Source organism: Thalassotalea agariperforans (assembly GCF_053470345.1).
The window spans coordinates 1-15,985 of record NZ_JBQMWH010000003.1 but is presented as its reverse complement, the minus strand read 5'-3'; the positions used below and the strand labels follow the sequence as shown (position 1 = coordinate 15,985).

14 protein-coding genes are annotated in these 15,985 nt (G+C 36.8%); 12 read left to right on the top strand and 2 right to left on the bottom strand.

Annotation, left to right across the window (positions count from 1 at the left end; genetic code table 11):
• The first annotated feature begins 133 nt into the window (after nucleotides 1–133).
• From rapA to ACSLUO_RS05450, 5 genes are all read left to right on the top strand, one after another.
• Entirely contained in the window at nucleotides 134–3,037 is a 2,904-nt protein-coding gene (rapA, locus tag ACSLUO_RS05470; protein WP_448246903.1) for an RNA polymerase-associated protein RapA, read from the top strand.
• Nucleotides 3,038–3,080: 43 nt separating this feature from the next.
• The gene (gene rluA, locus ACSLUO_RS05465) at nucleotides 3,081–3,749 is read left to right on the top strand and encodes a bifunctional tRNA pseudouridine(32) synthase/23S rRNA pseudouridine(746) synthase RluA (protein ID WP_448246901.1); all 669 of its coding nucleotides are present in this window, start codon (nucleotides 3,081–3,083) and stop codon (nucleotides 3,747–3,749) included.
• 116 nt (nucleotides 3,750–3,865) lie between these two features.
• Nucleotides 3,866–4,789 carry a DUF3530 family protein gene (locus ACSLUO_RS05460; protein ID WP_448246900.1) on the top strand — a complete coding sequence of 308 codons (924 nt, stop codon included), beginning with the start codon at nucleotides 3,866–3,868 and terminating at the stop codon, nucleotides 4,787–4,789.
• A gap of 114 nt (nucleotides 4,790–4,903) precedes the next feature.
• On the top strand, nucleotides 4,904–5,341 hold the full coding sequence (locus tag ACSLUO_RS05455) for a tellurite resistance TerB family protein (protein ID WP_448246898.1): 438 nt from the start codon (nucleotides 4,904–4,906) through the stop codon (nucleotides 5,339–5,341).
• 89 nt (nucleotides 5,342–5,430) lie between these two features.
• Nucleotides 5,431–6,261 (top strand): CvfB family protein, encoded by an 831-nt coding sequence (locus tag ACSLUO_RS05450; RefSeq protein WP_448246896.1) that lies wholly within the window; start codon nucleotides 5,431–5,433, stop codon nucleotides 6,259–6,261.
• 91 nt (nucleotides 6,262–6,352) lie between these two features.
• Here ACSLUO_RS05450 and ACSLUO_RS05445 read toward each other — a convergent pair whose 3' ends face one another.
• Entirely contained in the window at nucleotides 6,353–6,844 is a 492-nt protein-coding gene (locus ACSLUO_RS05445; protein WP_448246894.1) for a DUF3016 domain-containing protein, read from the bottom strand.
• Nucleotides 6,845–7,680: 836 nt separating this feature from the next.
• Here ACSLUO_RS05445 and ACSLUO_RS05440 point away from each other — a divergent pair.
• The 4 genes from ACSLUO_RS05440 (at nucleotide 7,681) to ACSLUO_RS05425 (ending at nucleotide 13,709) form a co-directional block, all read left to right on the top strand.
• Complete coding sequence (locus ACSLUO_RS05440) at nucleotides 7,681–10,722, top strand: TonB-dependent receptor (protein WP_448246892.1); 3,042 nt, start codon at nucleotides 7,681–7,683, stop codon at nucleotides 10,720–10,722.
• A gap of 115 nt (nucleotides 10,723–10,837) precedes the next feature.
• Nucleotides 10,838–11,206 carry a DUF2787 family protein gene (locus ACSLUO_RS05435; RefSeq protein ID WP_448247510.1) on the top strand — a complete coding sequence of 123 codons (369 nt, stop codon included), beginning with the start codon at nucleotides 10,838–10,840 and terminating at the stop codon, nucleotides 11,204–11,206.
• A 99-nt stretch (nucleotides 11,207–11,305) separates the two neighbouring features.
• Complete coding sequence (locus tag ACSLUO_RS05430) at nucleotides 11,306–12,652, top strand: hypothetical protein (RefSeq protein ID WP_448246890.1); 1,347 nt, start codon at nucleotides 11,306–11,308, stop codon at nucleotides 12,650–12,652.
• Nucleotides 12,653–13,187: 535 nt separating this feature from the next.
• Nucleotides 13,188–13,709: a hypothetical protein gene (locus ACSLUO_RS05425; protein ID WP_448246889.1), complete on the top strand. Its 522-nt coding sequence runs from the start codon at nucleotides 13,188–13,190 to the stop codon at nucleotides 13,707–13,709.
• Nucleotides 13,710–13,794: 85 nt separating this feature from the next.
• Here ACSLUO_RS05425 and ACSLUO_RS05420 read toward each other — a convergent pair whose 3' ends face one another.
• Nucleotides 13,795–14,004, bottom strand: coding sequence for a helix-turn-helix domain-containing protein (locus ACSLUO_RS05420; RefSeq protein ID WP_448246887.1), 210 nt, complete (start codon nucleotides 14,002–14,004; stop codon nucleotides 13,795–13,797).
• Between the two features lie 92 nt (nucleotides 14,005–14,096).
• Between ACSLUO_RS05420 and ACSLUO_RS05415 the strand changes: the two genes are divergently transcribed.
• The 3 genes from ACSLUO_RS05415 to ACSLUO_RS05405 all read left to right on the top strand — a co-directional run bounded on the left by ACSLUO_RS05415 (nucleotide 14,097) and on the right by ACSLUO_RS05405 (nucleotide 15,838).
• The gene (locus ACSLUO_RS05415) at nucleotides 14,097–14,606 is read left to right on the top strand and encodes a hypothetical protein (RefSeq protein ID WP_448246885.1); all 510 of its coding nucleotides are present in this window, start codon (nucleotides 14,097–14,099) and stop codon (nucleotides 14,604–14,606) included.
• A 97-nt stretch (nucleotides 14,607–14,703) separates the two neighbouring features.
• Nucleotides 14,704–15,300 carry a hypothetical protein gene (locus ACSLUO_RS05410; protein WP_448246883.1) on the top strand — a complete coding sequence of 199 codons (597 nt, stop codon included), beginning with the start codon at nucleotides 14,704–14,706 and terminating at the stop codon, nucleotides 15,298–15,300.
• A 67-nt stretch (nucleotides 15,301–15,367) separates the two neighbouring features.
• Nucleotides 15,368–15,838, top strand: a complete 471-nt coding sequence (locus ACSLUO_RS05405; protein WP_448246881.1) for a hypothetical protein — start codon at nucleotides 15,368–15,370, stop codon at nucleotides 15,836–15,838.
• Nucleotides 15,839–15,985: the final 147 nt, after the last annotated feature.

The following is a 15,985-nucleotide window of genomic DNA, read 5'->3' as shown; positions in this document are numbered from 1 at the left end:
CTATTCCTTTTTGTTTAACGATAATCTAGCAATAAAGCCTTTTTGTTCAGAAATAGTTAATGATCCCCGCTATTATTAACGTTAAAATAGCGCCTTTTTTTAACGGCAAAAAAGCAGTCGGGATAGTTAATATATGTCATTTCAAATTGGTCAACGTTGGATTAGTGATAGTGAATCTGAACAAGGCTTAGGAACAGTTACCTCAGTTGAACACCGTTTTGTTACTATCGTGTTCACCGCAACAGGTGATAGTCGCCAATATTCAAAAGCAGAAGCACCACTAACTCGCGTAATTTTCAACCAAGATGATATTATTCCAAGTCACGAAGGCTGGCATTTAAAAGTTGAACGTGTTGAAGACAACAATCAAATTTTAACCTACCACGGTGTTCGTGTTGATAACGGCGAAGCGGCTTCGTTAAAAGAGATCATGATCGACCACTTTATTAAATTTAATAAACCGCATGACCGTTTATTAAATGGTCAAGTTGACCGCTTAGACTGGTTTCAATTACGTAAAGACTGCTTAGCAAATCAATTTACCCAACAACAATCTGAGCTTTCAGGTTTAACGGGTGCGCGCGTAAGCTTAATTCCGCACCAATTATATATTGCTGAAGAAGTCGGTAAGCGTTTTGCCCCACGGGTATTATTAGCCGATGAAGTAGGTTTAGGTAAAACCATTGAAGCCGGTTTGATCATTCATCAACAGTTAGTTTCAGGCCGTGCTAAACGTGTACTCATTATTGTACCTGAGCCATTAATGCATCAATGGTTGGTTGAAATGTTACGCCGTTTTAACCTAGCTTTTAGTATTTTTGATGAAGACCGTTGTGTTGAATCCGGCGAAGAAAACCCATTTAGCACTGAGCAATTAGTATTAGTGAATTTAGATTTTGTTTGCCAAAATCCGCAGTGGTATGAAAATATTATTGCCGAAGAATGGGACCTTATGGTGGTTGATGAAGCCCATCACCTTAACTGGCAGCAAGACAATCCAAGCTTAGAATATCAATGTATTGAGCAATTAGCGCAAACCATTCCTGGCGTTTTATTATTAACCGCAACACCGGATCAATTAGGTCATGAAAGCCACTTTGCTCGTTTGCGATTATTAGACGCTGATCGCTTTTATGACTATCAAAAATTTGTTGATGAAGAAAGTAACTATCAAGCCGTTGCTAGCGCCGCTAATAATTTAGTTGCCGGTGAAGATTTATCACCAAGCGATATCACAATTTTAAGTGAACTATTAAAAGAAAGTGATATATCCGCTCAAATTACCGATTGTAATGGCAGTGACCAAGCCTTGCGCAGTAAAACCCGTACTCAGTTATTGCATCAATTATTAGATCGCCACGGTACTGGCCGTATCTTATTTAGAAATAGCCGAAATACCATTAAAGGTTTCCCTGGTCGACAATTATTAGCCACTCCACTAGCTTGGCCTGAAGCATATGAAGATAACTTATTAGACTTTATTCAAAGTGCTGATAACGAAACCTTGATTAATTCGCCACAAAGTAAATTAATTTTTACACCCGAAATCATGTACGGTTTAGAACATCATGATGAAAGCTGGGATAAAATTGACCCACGTGTTGATTACTTAATTGATACCTTAAAAACCCACAAAGGTGAAAAAGTATTAGTTATTTGTGCGCATGCGCAAACCGCCATTGACTTAGAAGCTGCCCTTCGTACCCGTGAAGGCATACGCGCTGCTGTTTTCCATGAAGGTTTATCAATAATTGAACGTGATCGTGCTGCTGCTTATTTCGCCCAAGCAGAAGATTCAGCGCAGGTATTATTATGTTCAGAAATAGGCTCTGAAGGTCGTAACTTCCAGTTTGCTCATCACTTAGTGTTATTTGATTTACCAAGCAACCCTGATTTATTAGAGCAACGTATTGGCCGCTTAGATCGAATTGGCCAAACCGACACCATTAAATTGCATGTGCCGTATTTTGAAAACTCTGGCCAAGCCTTGTTATTTAACTGGTATCACCAAGGTTTAAACGCCTTTGAAAGTACTTGTGTGACAGGCCGTGCTGTTTACGATGAATTTGGTCACGCCCTACTCGATTTAATTTTAGCCGCCAAATGGCAGTCAAACGAAGCTGAAAAATTAATTAGCGACAGCCATAAAAAACATCTCGCTATTAAAGCTGATTTAGAAACTGGCCGAGATAAGTTATTAGAATTACATTCTAGTGGCCAAGGCAAAGCAGAAGCGTTAGTTGCCGCCATTGCTCAGCAAGATAATCAAATAGAATTACCGCAATTTATGTTCAGTGTTTTTGATGTTTTTGGTATTCAGCAAGATGATAAGGCTGATAACTCCATTGCTTTAAACCCAACCGAGCACATGTTATCAGGCAACTTTCCTTGTTTACCGGATGAAGGCACAACGGTGACTTTTAATCGAGATACTGCCTTAACCCATGAAAATTATCAGTTATTAACTTGGGATCACCCGATGGTGCGTGGTGCCATTGATTTAATTTTGTCGGACGAAACCGGTAATGCCAGTATTGGTTTGTTAAAAAATCCAGCGATCCCTGCCGGTACTTTTTTCTTAGAATGTATTTTTACTGTCGAAGCAACAGCGCCGTCAGAATTACAATTGCCACGTTATTTACCAACCACGCCAATTCGAGTGTTAGTTGATAAATCAGGTAACAATTTAGCCGAGCAAGTAAAAGAAGATGTTTTAGACAAACAGCTATCACCGGTGAAAAAACAAGTTGCGCTTCAATTGGTCAAAGCGCTAAAAACCATGGTTGCACCTTTGGTTGCCCATGCGGAAGGCCATGCTGAAAAAGCAGTTGCTAACATTCAAAGTAAAGCCATAAGCGAAATGAAAGCGGCATTAGATGAAGAATACCAACGCTTATCGGCATTAAAAGCAATTAACCCCAATGTTCGCCAAGAAGAGCTCGATTTTATTACTAATCAACAAACAGCATTGGCGCATTATATTGATCATGCACAAATCAAATTTGAAGCGGTGCGCTTAATTGTTGCCAGCCAATAATGTATTTAACCTCGCGTGATCATAGGTTGCAAGCTAATCGATAATGGCTGCTAATCCTGACTTTATTTATCAACCGCCGATGTCGCCTTATCTTGACATTTTATATCAAGATAACGACTTGGTGGTGTTAAATAAACCAAACGGTTTATTAACGGTGACTGGCCGCTTGCCTGAACATCAAGACTGTTTAGAAACTCGTGTCCAACGCGTGCTACCTACAGCTACCATAGTGCACCGTTTAGATATGGCAACTTCCGGCATTATCTTAATGGCACTGCACAAAGCGGCGCATGTTGAGATCAGTCGTCAGTTCGAGAAACGCGAAATATCAAAACGTTACCTGGCTCGGGTCTATGGCCAAATAGCCGATGATTGCGGCGAAGTTAACTTGCCGCTAATTTGTGACTGGCCTAATCGCCCAAAACAAAAAGTTGATCATCAAAACGGTAAAAAGGCCTTAACACAATACCAAGTGTTAACACGCGAAACCAATAGTACTTTGGTTGAATTAACGCCAATAACCGGTCGTTCACATCAATTACGTGTCCATATGCTCGCTCTTGGCCATCCTATTTTGGGTGATCGTTTATATGCTCATTCAGAGGCATTAAAAGTAAGTAAGCGTTTACAACTGCATGCTCAAGCACTCACCTTTAAGCATCCTGTAACAAAAAACGAATTACACTTTAAAACTGACTGCCCGTTTATTTAAGGTGAAATAAATCAAGCTATTATCAAGTTAACCGATACACTATACATAACCGGAATAAAAGTTAGATAATTCAAATCAAACCAATTAACCTAGCGCCAATAATTGTAGATAAACTTATGATGAAATTTACCGCCGACACCTTGCAATATTTATCTCTTATTATGCTTTTATCTGTTGCTCAGCTAATCATTAATAACTCGGTCAAAGCAGAAGAAGATGCCGCCCCAGCAAAAAGCAGCGAAGTAACAAAGCCGGCAAGCAATAAAAAAACAATGACCCGCGCTGAAAGCATTAAGCCACCAGCAGATTTACAACAACAATTTCAAAATGATCTAAAACATTATGTTGGCAAAACCGAAGCTTTGTTAATTGGTACCGAGGAAGTTATTACTTTATTTGAGAGCAGCCAAACAGCAAACAATAAAGGGGTTGTTCTGTTAATTCCTGACTGGCAACAGCCTGCCATTAATCCTAGAAGTATTAATTTTTTACGAAAAACCCTGCCTGAACATGGCTGGGCTACCTTAACGGTACAGCCTTTCAACAAACCTAAAAATTATCCCTCAATGGCATTAAAAGCCATTGAACAGCAAGAAGAAAACGACAAAATCCTCACCGACTATAAACTACAACTTGGCCAACTTTATCAAGCAATGATGGATAAAGTTGCCAATATGCCGGGGATTTTCATTCTGATCAGTGAAGGCAATAATGCGGGTTTCTTAGTTGATATTATTAATCAAGAAACCAGTAAAAAACCCCATGCTATGGTGATGTTAAGTGCTTACCAATTAACAGAAACAGCGAATATTAACTTAGCTAAAAATGTTGCTATAAGCGAAATGCCAATGCTAGATTTACGATTAAAACGCGACCACTTAAATGTTCAAGCCAGTGCAAAGTTACGGAAAACACAAACTGAAAAAGAATTAAAAGTACTTTATCGTCAACAAGAAATCGCCAATTTTACCCCCAGTTATTACCCTGAAGCGGAGCTATTAAAGGCAATTCAAGGTTGGCTCAAAACTATTGGCTGGTAAGTATCAGTAACATTCTTTCTTCGACAAACACATTTTGTTAACGCTTTTTGCTTTTCATCCTAAACCACAATGATAAAGTGATGATAATCTAAAAAGCTAAATTTTGAGCCCATTATGTTAAAAAAAGTAAGTGAATTTTTTAACCGTTTAACTGCGTTAGACACCGACCAACAGCAAGACGCTATTTCATTAGAAATGGCTTGCGCCGTTTTATTATGTGAAGTGATGCGTGCCGATCATGAATTTGACGCTCGTGAGCAAAGCGCGTTAACACAATTGTTAAGCGACCGCTTTCAACTCTCTATTAGCGAAATTAATGAAATAGTTACACAAGCCTTAACTTACAGTGAAAATGCAAACGGTTTATATACTTATACTTCTCTGATCAATAAAACCTATGCTATTGAAGACAAAATCACCCTTGTTAAACAATTATGGCAGCTAGCTTTAGCTGATGGTGAAATAGCCGCAATAGAACACCACACAATTAGAAAAATTGCTGACTTATTACATTTACGCCATAGTGAGTATGTTGCCACTAAGCCACAATAAATTAACTTTCACTGATCCATTAACCAACACTATAGTTAACGACCGTTTTCAGTTAAAATTCACTTAATTCCTTTTGAAAAGATTCAGCAATGGCAACTATTGGCGTTTTTAATACTTTACCTATCATCGACCTTATCGAGCACGGCGCAATTTTAGATGGCGGTGAGCTCGGTGAAATCTTATTACCTAACAGATACGTGCCTACCAATGCACAACTTGAACAGCAAGTAGATGTTTTTTTATATAACGACTCACTTGACAGATTAGTAGCAACCACAGAGCAACCTAAAGCCAAAGTGGGCGAATTTGCTAGTTTAAAAGTAATACAAGTTAACAAAATAGGCGCATTTTTAGATTGGGGCTTACCAAAAGATTTATTAGTTCCTTTTAACCAACAACACAGCACAATGGAAGTTGGTAAAAACTACTTAGTTCGTATTTATGTTGATGAAAAAACCAGTCGTATTGTTGCTACTTCTAAAATTGACCGCTTTTTAGATATTTGGCCGGCAGAGTATCAGCAAGGCGAGCAAGTTAACTTAATTATTGGCCCGCGTACTGATCTTGGCTTTAAAGCCATTATTAATAACCAACATTGGGGCTTAATTTTCCAAAGTGATATTTTTCAACCTCTTAGAACCGGTTTAAGCATTACTGGTTATATTAAAGAACAGCGATCCGACGGCCGAGTTACCTTAGCGTTAACACGTACAGGTAAAGACAAAGTGAATGATTTCACTAGTAAATTTTTGGCGCATTTAAACAAAAATAACGGCTTTACCCCTATTAACGATAAAAGCTCGCCTAGTGAAATAATGAAAGTATTTGGCGTCAGTAAAAAAGCGTACAAACAAACCGTGGGCCATTTGCTTAAATTGAAAAAAATAGAATTTGTTGATGGTGGTATTAAACTGCTATAACATTTTGAAATTATTATAAAATTACAAAGCCGCTCTCTTCACAGAAGGCGGCTTTTTTAATCATTAAGCAAGCTAACAATCGTTTATCGCTTTATTCTGGCTTAATAAAAGTCGCTTTAAACCATTTTTCTAATAATTGTTTTTCATAGCCAAGTGCTTCATTTTTATAGCGTAAACTTCCGTGAACCATAAACGCACTATCTCGAATATTTTCTTCACCTTGTTTAATCACCGTCTTATCTTTTGCTATCAGCTGATAATTAAACGTCAAGCGTGGTGGATACATGCTTTTTACTACGCGGATCAAATTAGCATTAAACATATCAATATCGCCAGCCAAATCTATATCCGTAAACTCAATTTTGAGCGTCTGCTCTTCTGGTAAATCTTTCGCTAACTTAGTGATGAGCTTTTCTAAATTATAAAAAACATTTTCCTTAAAATAATGGCTATTTTCATCACCAGAACGAATATCGGAAAAACTTTTTGGCTCTGTAAACAGCACCTCTACGGTTGCAGCTTGCACTTGCCACACATTAAAAGTTAAAGCCGCTAAAACTGAAATAATTGTTAATTTTTTCATAATATACTCCTGCTGACCATTCATTACATTAGAACAAATAATCAGCACAATTGATGTAATTAATTGTTATTCATTTAAGCAAATAGTAACAATATATTACAGTTCAATGATTAAGTTTTATCTGCTTCTCCCCCAAAATATGATTATCCATACTAATAAATCTTTGCAATAGTCCTCATGAAGTTTATCTATCCTTCATAAAACACAAAGTAAACAATCTTATTTGATTATGTGGAGTTTAGAGTAAACGGCAATGCCTTACCAAAAGATGAAACAGCACCATTTACAGCCTAATGGCAACCAACAAGTGCAGGTACTTATACAGTTGAAGCCTTAGCCATGGTTGCAGGTACCAGCAAAATATCAACGAGTATGGCAATTACTATAAAGGCTGCCGCAATCCCAACTCCTGAAACCGAACCAACACCACCAAATAATAACTCAAGTAATGGAGGTTCAGGTGGTAGTACATCGCCGCTTTACTTACTAATGATTAGTTTAGCGCTATTTTGCAAGTTAACTAGTTTGAGAAAATTGAGTAAATAATTACCAGCCCCGTCAACTAAAGCATCCCGAAAAGTTAGATTCGGGATACTAAAATAACCTTTAAAATCAAAATATTGATATAAACCAATTAATAAACATTATTATTCTTCCCCCTAACGAAGTTTATTATCAATCACTTTTTCACCTTTAAGGCTGATAAAACTCAGCTCCACAAGACAAATCCAGACCAACAAAGAGTGATGATGATCAATTTTGGTTGTGTTTGTATTTTTTATTGTTTAGATTAAATAAAGGATTACGAAAACATAATAATAACTGGGAGAAAAAACGTGAAAAATACTTTCATTAAAAAACACAGTTTAGCTATTGCTATCACAGCAGCACTAGGCAGTGTGTCGGGAACAACTATTGCTCAAACAAGTGAGCAAACAGCTCAAAAAACAGATGACGTTGAAGTTATCGAAATAACGGGAATTCGTAGTGCACTTGCTAGTGCGCTAAATGAAAAACGCAGTTCCTCAAACATAAAAGAAGTAATTCAAGCTGAGGATATTGGTAAATTACCGGATAACAACCTTGCTGAAGTGCTTGAAAATATTACCGGTGTACAAATTGATCGAACCAATGGCGTTGGTACTGGCGTACAAATACGTGGTACTGGTGCTAACCGTGTTGAAATCAATGGCGTTTCCACCGTAAGTTCAGGGGCTGGCCGTACCGGTATTAGTTTTGAGGATTTGCCAGCAGCCTTAATTTCTTCACTAGAAGTAACTAAAGCGCCAACGGCAAAAACTGTTGAAGGCTCTGTAGGTGGTACGATTAACTTACGTACTTTACGCGGTAATAGCTTAAGAGAACGTTTAACTCAATTTAGAGTACAAGCTGAAAACAGTGATTTAGCTGACTCAACTACACCTAAGTTTTCAGGTACTTTTGGTGATAACTGGGAAACTGAATTTGGTAAACTTGGCGTTGTATTAACAGGTAGTTACGCCGAACAAGATGTTGCTTCAGCGAATCCACGCTTTGACCGTGACCGTGTAGTAATGCCTGATTCAGGTAGAGGCAGCGCAGAAACTTTTCCATTCTTACGAACGCAGTTTTTAGACCAACCATTAAATGGTAAAAAATATGAAACTAAAAACTTAACCGCTTCATTTGAACTACAATCAAGCGATGAACTAAAATTTTATTTTGATACCACAATAAACAACCAAGAAAGCGCTAACAATAATTCACGTGCTTATTTCTCTGGTACTGGTGGTAATCCAGTAATTGATAATACCAACAACACTGGTTTTACAACCATAGATTTAGGAACTGTCGATGGTAAATACGGTAAATTAGACTTAGGTGAAGTTAAGGCTGTTACTAGCGGTATATTAGGTGTTGGTGTTACAGCTAATGGTAAAACAATCGACCCTAACCTACGAACAGGCAATAACAGCTCAGCCCGAATCACAGAAAGCCGCGTTTTTGCTTTTGGTAGTGAATATACTTCGGATAAATACACGTTAAAAGGTGAATTATCATACTCAGATTCAGAATCCGATAATCCATCATTAAATTCAGATCTTGATTTTATCAACCCAAATGGGCCTCAAGTTTCAGCTAGCACAGGTAACGATAACGGTACCCCTGCTATTTTTAACATGGCCGGTAATACTTTTGAATTTGGTATTGCCCCTGGTTTACCTGAAACCCCAACCGCTGCCCAACTACTTGACCCAAGTAACTATGCTATCAGAAGTTTAGGACAAGGCTTTAGGTATCGTGAAGGTAGTGAAGCTGCAGCAAGAGTTGACCTTAACTATGATATTTCAGATTTAAACACCATCTTTACAGAAGTTAATACGGGTATTCGTTGGAATAAAACTTCCAACATGACTAATAACACAACATCGAGTAACAGCTTTGGTAATTGGAATCGTCCTCGAGCAAACCTATTTGCCGATATTGTAGTACCGGGAGCAAATAATTTTAACGGTGCCGATAGCCGTGAATTATATATCGCTGATTACTTACATATTGATAACGGGATCGCCTTTAATAATCCTCAATTAGTCATTGATACAGTTAATAGCGCTATCGCAGCTAACAATAGCCTTCACGGTTCAGAAGTTAATAGCTCTCTGGCAACACCAACTACCTCAATTTCATCATTTTTTGACATTGAAGAAGAAACTACTGCTCTTTATGTTCAAGGTGATTATGAAGTTGAAGTAGGCGATGTACTCGTTAACGGTAATATTGGTGTACGTTATGTTTCTACTGATCTCACATCTAACGGTACAAGTGAAGTTAATGGAGTAGTAACACCAAGTACAGAATCAACCAGCTATGACTTCATCCTACCAAGGTTAAACCTTTCTGCGGAACTAGCTGAAAATGTATTAGTAAGATTAGGTGTAGGTAAAGATATTCGTCGTCCTGATTTTGATGATTTATCAACATCAATTAATTTTACCAATAGTGCATCAGGTGCGGTACAAGTAGGTAACCCAGAGCTAGTACCAGAAAAAATTTGGTCTTATGATTTATCAGTAGAGTATTACTTTACACCGTCAAGCTTAATTAGTGCGGGCATTTTTCATAAAGAAAGAACAAACCTCATCACGGCTATTCAAAATGTTCCTGCTGAACCTATTGGTTCTACCGGACAAATTGAAAGAGACGTAACTGCACCATGTGAAGACGGCGGTATATTCAACCCGAACGTACCACCAGAAAATTACAACGTATTTTCAAGTAGAACTGATACACAAGGTATTTGTGTAAGAGAACTTAGTAAAATCAATGCAAATGGTACAGAAACACAAAGTGGTATTGAGCTAGCTTTCCAATATGATTTATCAGAATTTGAAGACGAGTTAGGTTGGGCCTCAGGTTTTGGTGTTATTGCCAACTACACTTATCAAAAATCTGGCGCTGCGTTAGATGAATTTAGAGAAGCGTCTGCTGCTATCAACCAAATATTAGGTAGAACCGATACCGATAACAGTACACCTACACTAGCTGATGACGTAGTAACAGAACGTATTACTTTAGATAAATTATCTAAGAATGCATATAACATTACCATGTTCTACGATAAAAACGATCTAAGCGTACGTATGCGTTATACATGGCGTGATGCATTTACTGAATCACTTGCTCAAATGAGATTCAATATTCCACCTGTAGTAGGCGCTCGTGGTCAACTAAACATGAACGTAAGTTACAACATCAACGAAAATTATACTGTTAGTTTAGAAGGTGTTAACTTAACTCAAGAAGATCGCACAAGATGGTGTTTTAATGAAAATACCTTGTTATGTGAACAAAGCTTAACTGACCGCCGTGTTACCTTAGGTTTAACAGCTAAGTTTTAAACCTAAAGTACTAGTTGCAGATATGTAACCCGCATATCTGCGATACCCCATTAAAAACGTCGACTATGTGTCGGCGTTTTTTTACCGCTTTCAAAACACTGCTTAAAGTAAACATCTGGCCATCAGCACATTTCCTGCCGATTTACTTACACCATATGAAAACGAAAAAGCCGTTACTATTAATTTTCGTGACCCAAACTATAGTGCCGATGATGGTGGTTATCACCCCGTTGAAATTCGATTAGAGAACGTAGGTGACGGCTGGCGCTTTTGCTACATCACCGACTTTTGTTATGTTGGCAGCGGCTACATGGCTGAGCTAGCTAAAGACTTGGATTTTGATTTTGATGCTGGCGTGTTTCAAAACCTATTTGCTATATACCCCATTGAGCAAGATATAGAGATGTTCCAAATATGGGAGACCAACTTTGTTTATTATGCAATGATATCGAAGGTGTTTGATATTGGTTTTACCGCTGAATAAATCGGTGGTTTTCATTTCTGCCCCATTGTTTGCTAGGAAGGTGATTTTAAAGAACTCAACCGGTACAGCTGCCTTAGAAATATTTCTAAGGCTATAATAGTGAAAACTGAAAAATGGCTGAAAGTTATGGCAAATAAAAAACGAAAAAAAAATGTTCCTCTAGAGCTACTTATCCCGAAGATACTGCCCGCGATATTAGAGCCTGAATTACAAGAACTATATAAGCTTGCCTGTAAAAACTCTGCGTCGGTGTGGCCAAAATTTAAAGCTGAAGATGGACAAAAACCATCGAAGGACGTCATTGATGAGTTTATATGTTTAACGCATCGAGATATGCGTATGGCACAAGATAAGATGGTCAACAAACTTCTTTTATCCATTGAAAATGATGATGTCAGTCATGCTCGGCGTTTTGCGTATAGGGGGATTGCTGATGCGATTGGTTGGCAGCTTTTTAAGAATGAGCTTGCCTATGTAAAGCGGTTTTTTATGGCACAGCAGCCGCCAACTCTTCAAGAATCAAACATTGAATCAGTTCTTCATACTGTTGAACAATGTCACATACAAGACCCTGATTCTATAGCATTGATTTCAGACTTAACGACCTTCATTCAGGTAGGTGATATTTACCACATTAAAAAAGACGGCAGTACCAACATCTATGAAGTGAAAGAGGGTAAAACTAACAAAAAAATATTACAAATATTAGCAGAGATGCCCACATTAGTTGACGATAATGATGTAGCAAATCAGTTTTCCGACAAACCAGTTAATTTTCAAAAACAAGTCCAGCGAACACTTCGCCAAAAACAACGAATGCAGTCATTACAAGAGACGTTATCAAATGACGAAGGGATTGATGCCTTAACTGGAAAATCAGTTAAAATTTTAGATTTACCGACAAATGTTGGAACATGGTATAGCGCTATAATTGATTTAAGTAAACAATGTGAGTTAAAAGGTTACGCTATTGATGTGATTCAAGATTGTTTGTATATAGGTTGCTACGACACAGGTCGATTTAAAGCTCCAGGGCAATTGGCATTTGAAGGATGGTTTGTTGGTATGGGGGCTAGTCCTGATTGTCCGAGAACATCATTGGTCAACTGTATGATGGATCCACTCGGCTTACCAATCTACAACTTACCTATCCCCGACGAACTAAAGTTTGACTTACTGTTTGGCAGAAAACATATTTCTTTAGGCATTCACATGCAAAAGTTAATCGAAATTTGTAATGGCACTGGTATACCTATAAGACTTGCTGACAAAAAAGAGACGGCAAGGCTAAAACAAAAAAATAAGTATCTCTGGAGGTACAACGGGCAGGCTATCGTCTTTGGCGAGGGCTCAGAGCAGGGTTATTTGGGAGAGGGCTTTGCTTTACGAGTATTTTATCACGGTGAAAAGCCAGTAGATGCCATGACTGCTCTTGCTACACTTTAAAACAGCAGTTTCACGGCGAGTATTTATTAATACTGAGAAAACTTACCCATACTTGTCATAATGTGAATATATGATTTTAAGTATTAGTTCTAACCAGTTTCTCTCCATAAATGAGTTAGGCCTTATGTCCGCAATGCCGGATCACTTGTCGTTAAATAACCCAAGTCTAATGTCCGGTTTCGTATCATTTCAGCCCCCAAAAAAAGCAAACAAAAAAGCCCCATCCGATTAAGGACAGGGCTTTCATATAATGGTACCGGTGGGCGGACTCGAACCGCCACGCATTGCTGCAACGGATTTTGAATCCCAAAGCCATGGTTTACATAAGTAAAGTACGACTTTATATAGCCTAAATCAAGGGGTTTTAATGAGGTTAGAGTTAAATCTGGTTAAGGTAGGTGTGCACATATTTTCACATTTACACATATTTGCACACGAAACCACTAATTATTCAGCAGTATAATTCCTCACTATAATATGCGAGACTAATTATCGATTAAACGGCCTAAATGGCCAAACACTCAAGGAAGAACGAATGGTTCGTAAAATCATAGTTACAATTATTTTAATTGTCTCAGCTCTCTTTTCATGGAATTATTTTTCATTACAAAAAAATATTTCACATGCCCTCAATTCAGATTCAAGAAATATAGGAATAAATGTTTATTTGTATTTTGATTGGTTTGTAAACCCAAATATTATTGTTTTTGATATTAGAGATGTTTCTTCAGATAAGAGCCCTATGGACGTTTCTAGATTGTTACTGCAAATATCAGAAAAATTAAAACAAGAAGAATACGAAAAAATAATACTGGCTTATAAAGGACAATCTAAATTTATATTAAAAGGGGAGTTTTTCAAAAAAACAGGTTTAGAATACGGGAATCAAAACCCTATGTATACTCTTAGAACTTTACCGCAAAACGTATATAACCTTGACGGAACAAGTGCATTTCCAACTTGGACTGGTGGTTTATTCGGTGTTTTAGGTAAACAAATGGAAGATTTAAATGAATTCAACAAGCATTGGTATATTAATGACTTGACTTCGAAATAATATATCAAATTATCGAACAGCTAAAAATGGAAGCGCTGCTTTGTAGATATTGCGGTAAAGAGACGTAACACCTAAAGGTTTGCGGTTAATCAAATAATTCTTTAGGTGAAATATTTAACGCATTACATATCTGATATATCTTGGTTACAGAAATATTCTTTTCACCCCTTTCAATTCGCCCCATATAACTTCTATCTGTTCCTGATAAAAAAGCTAATCGCTCTTGGGATATACCTTTTTCTTTTCTTATAGCTCGGATTTTTTTACCTAACTCAATTAAGTTATTGTCCTGCATATATTTCTACTTGTAAAAGGTAGAAATATCACTTTTTTGGCATTATAGTACCACGGTCTAAAACACCCATTTTAAAACTATAAGGATATAAAATGAAAAATATTTTTTTACTATTGATAATAATCTCCACAATATCTTCTTGCGCAATGAATGATGCATTAACACCAAGCGTATCAATTAACAAAGATGATTTTGATAATTCAACAAGAATACTTCAACCTCCTGTTTCTGCATCAGGAATTACTGAAGATTGGCATACTTTAGGATTTGAATGGAATGAAAACACACCATCCGTTGTATATATTACAGTTGGCACTCAAGGTATAAATAATGTTAGCGGTGTAAATTTCAATGTAAACGGCAACATAATAAAAAGTGCAAAAAACGCTAGTGTTAATACCAATTACGGTGACTTTTCGACAAGACGTTTTTATATTCCTATTCGAGATTTTAAGCTAATTGCACAAGCTAAACTGGTTAAAATGAAAGTCATTCATATTGATAACTACACAGTATCATCTTTTGGTGAAAGTGCAGGCATGAGAACAATTAACACTAAGTTCTCTCCTTTTTTAGAAGCTGTTAATAATCATTTAAAGTAATTCTAATTTACAAATTTTTATGATTATATATATGTACTAAAAACAGGAAGTTTAGCTTTGATTTTTTCTGTTCAAATAAAAAGCACAAGGAAAAAAAATGTATAAATTTTTATGGTTACTATCGTTCATCTCATTTAACTCAATCGCTAAAAATATTGAAGCTCCTTTTGGTTTTGAATGGGGAATGTCTCAGAAAAATATTGAAGCCAAACAAATCCAGTTGATAAAGTGTGAAAGCGAATTAAACATTACAAGCTGCGAGTCTAAAAGTGCTATCAAAAATGTATCTTTTGGTGATGTATATTACTTGTATTTTGATAGCAAACTAGGCTTACAAAAAATCAAAATGTTAAGTAAAGATATCACTTCTGATAGTACAGGTACTAAAGGAAAAGCTTTATATGAAAAAATCAAATCAAGTTTAATAAAAAAATATTCAGAGCCAAAGTCTTATGAAATAGTTGGAGGAGAATTGTATACAGAACACGATGATTTTTATCAGTGTTTAAAATATGATGGTTGTGGGATATGGTCTTCCCTGTGGAATAATCAAAAGGGAGGAGTAGTACTGGATATACATGGTTTAAAAAGAGGACATGGCTTTTTATCACTCAGCTATGAATCAGAAAAATGGTCTGACGTACTGGCTAAATATCAAACCATCACAATAACTTCCGATGAAGATGCTTTATAAAACATAAACGGTAACTGGTTATGATTTAAAGACTAAAAATAATTATTCAACTAAAAGGAATTGATTAATGATCAGTATTAGAGCTGAGAAATATGCCACAGATAATAACTTAAATATTGATGATGTCATTCAGCAATTAAAAGATGGTGATCTTGAAGGTAAAAATGATAATGGTAGTTGGTTTGTTTTAACATCAGAAGTCAGCAAACCGTCAATTGCAGGGCAAACTAAAGAACAAACTGGTTCAACTAAAAATGCTTTTCAAGATGATTACGATTTGGCTTCCTCTGCGCAAAGTGTTGGCCGAGCTTTATCGATAGTTTTTAGCTTTATCCATATTGCTGCGATATGTTTATTGTTTTTTTTCGGTTCTCAAATAGGGTTTTATGGTTTTATATCTATGATTTTTCCGACAATAATCATCGTTATATCATGGGCTATAATTTATGCGTTACTTAGTCTTGTTGTAACCAATGCTATTTCTGCAAAGCACACCGTATATCAATCAACCAAAATAAATAAAGGTACTTCCAGCTAAAACGTGTTTAGAGGGTGAAATCTGGCGCGTGATATCGCTATTTTTGACGACCCTGTAACAAAATCTGTGTAACTGCCTATCATTAATACCCATGTAGGGTTTAGGATAGGCAGACTATGAATAAGAAAGCACTTGAAGCGTTTGCGA

Bases quoted from the DNA above. Each gene is read 5' to 3' on its own strand.
- rapA (WP_448246903.1), top strand. From the start codon at position 134: ATGTCATTTCAAATTGGTCAACGTTGGATTAGTGATAGTGAATCTGAA.
- rluA (WP_448246901.1), top strand. From the start codon at position 3,081: ATGGCTGCTAATCCTGACTTTATTTATCAACCGCCGATGTCGCCTTAT.
- ACSLUO_RS05460 (WP_448246900.1), top strand. From the start codon at position 3,866: ATGATGAAATTTACCGCCGACACCTTGCAATATTTATCTCTTATTATG.
- ACSLUO_RS05455 (WP_448246898.1), top strand. From the start codon at position 4,904: ATGTTAAAAAAAGTAAGTGAATTTTTTAACCGTTTAACTGCGTTAGAC.
- ACSLUO_RS05450 (WP_448246896.1), top strand. From the start codon at position 5,431: ATGGCAACTATTGGCGTTTTTAATACTTTACCTATCATCGACCTTATC.
- ACSLUO_RS05445 (WP_448246894.1), bottom strand. From the start codon at position 6,844: ATGAAAAAATTAACAATTATTTCAGTTTTAGCGGCTTTAACTTTTAAT.
- ACSLUO_RS05425 (WP_448246889.1), top strand. From the start codon at position 13,188: ATGGTTCGTAAAATCATAGTTACAATTATTTTAATTGTCTCAGCTCTC.
- ACSLUO_RS05420 (WP_448246887.1), bottom strand. From the start codon at position 14,004: ATGCAGGACAATAACTTAATTGAGTTAGGTAAAAAAATCCGAGCTATA.
- ACSLUO_RS05415 (WP_448246885.1), top strand. From the start codon at position 14,097: ATGAAAAATATTTTTTTACTATTGATAATAATCTCCACAATATCTTCT.
- ACSLUO_RS05410 (WP_448246883.1), top strand. From the start codon at position 14,704: ATGTATAAATTTTTATGGTTACTATCGTTCATCTCATTTAACTCAATC.
- ACSLUO_RS05405 (WP_448246881.1), top strand. From the start codon at position 15,368: ATGATCAGTATTAGAGCTGAGAAATATGCCACAGATAATAACTTAAAT.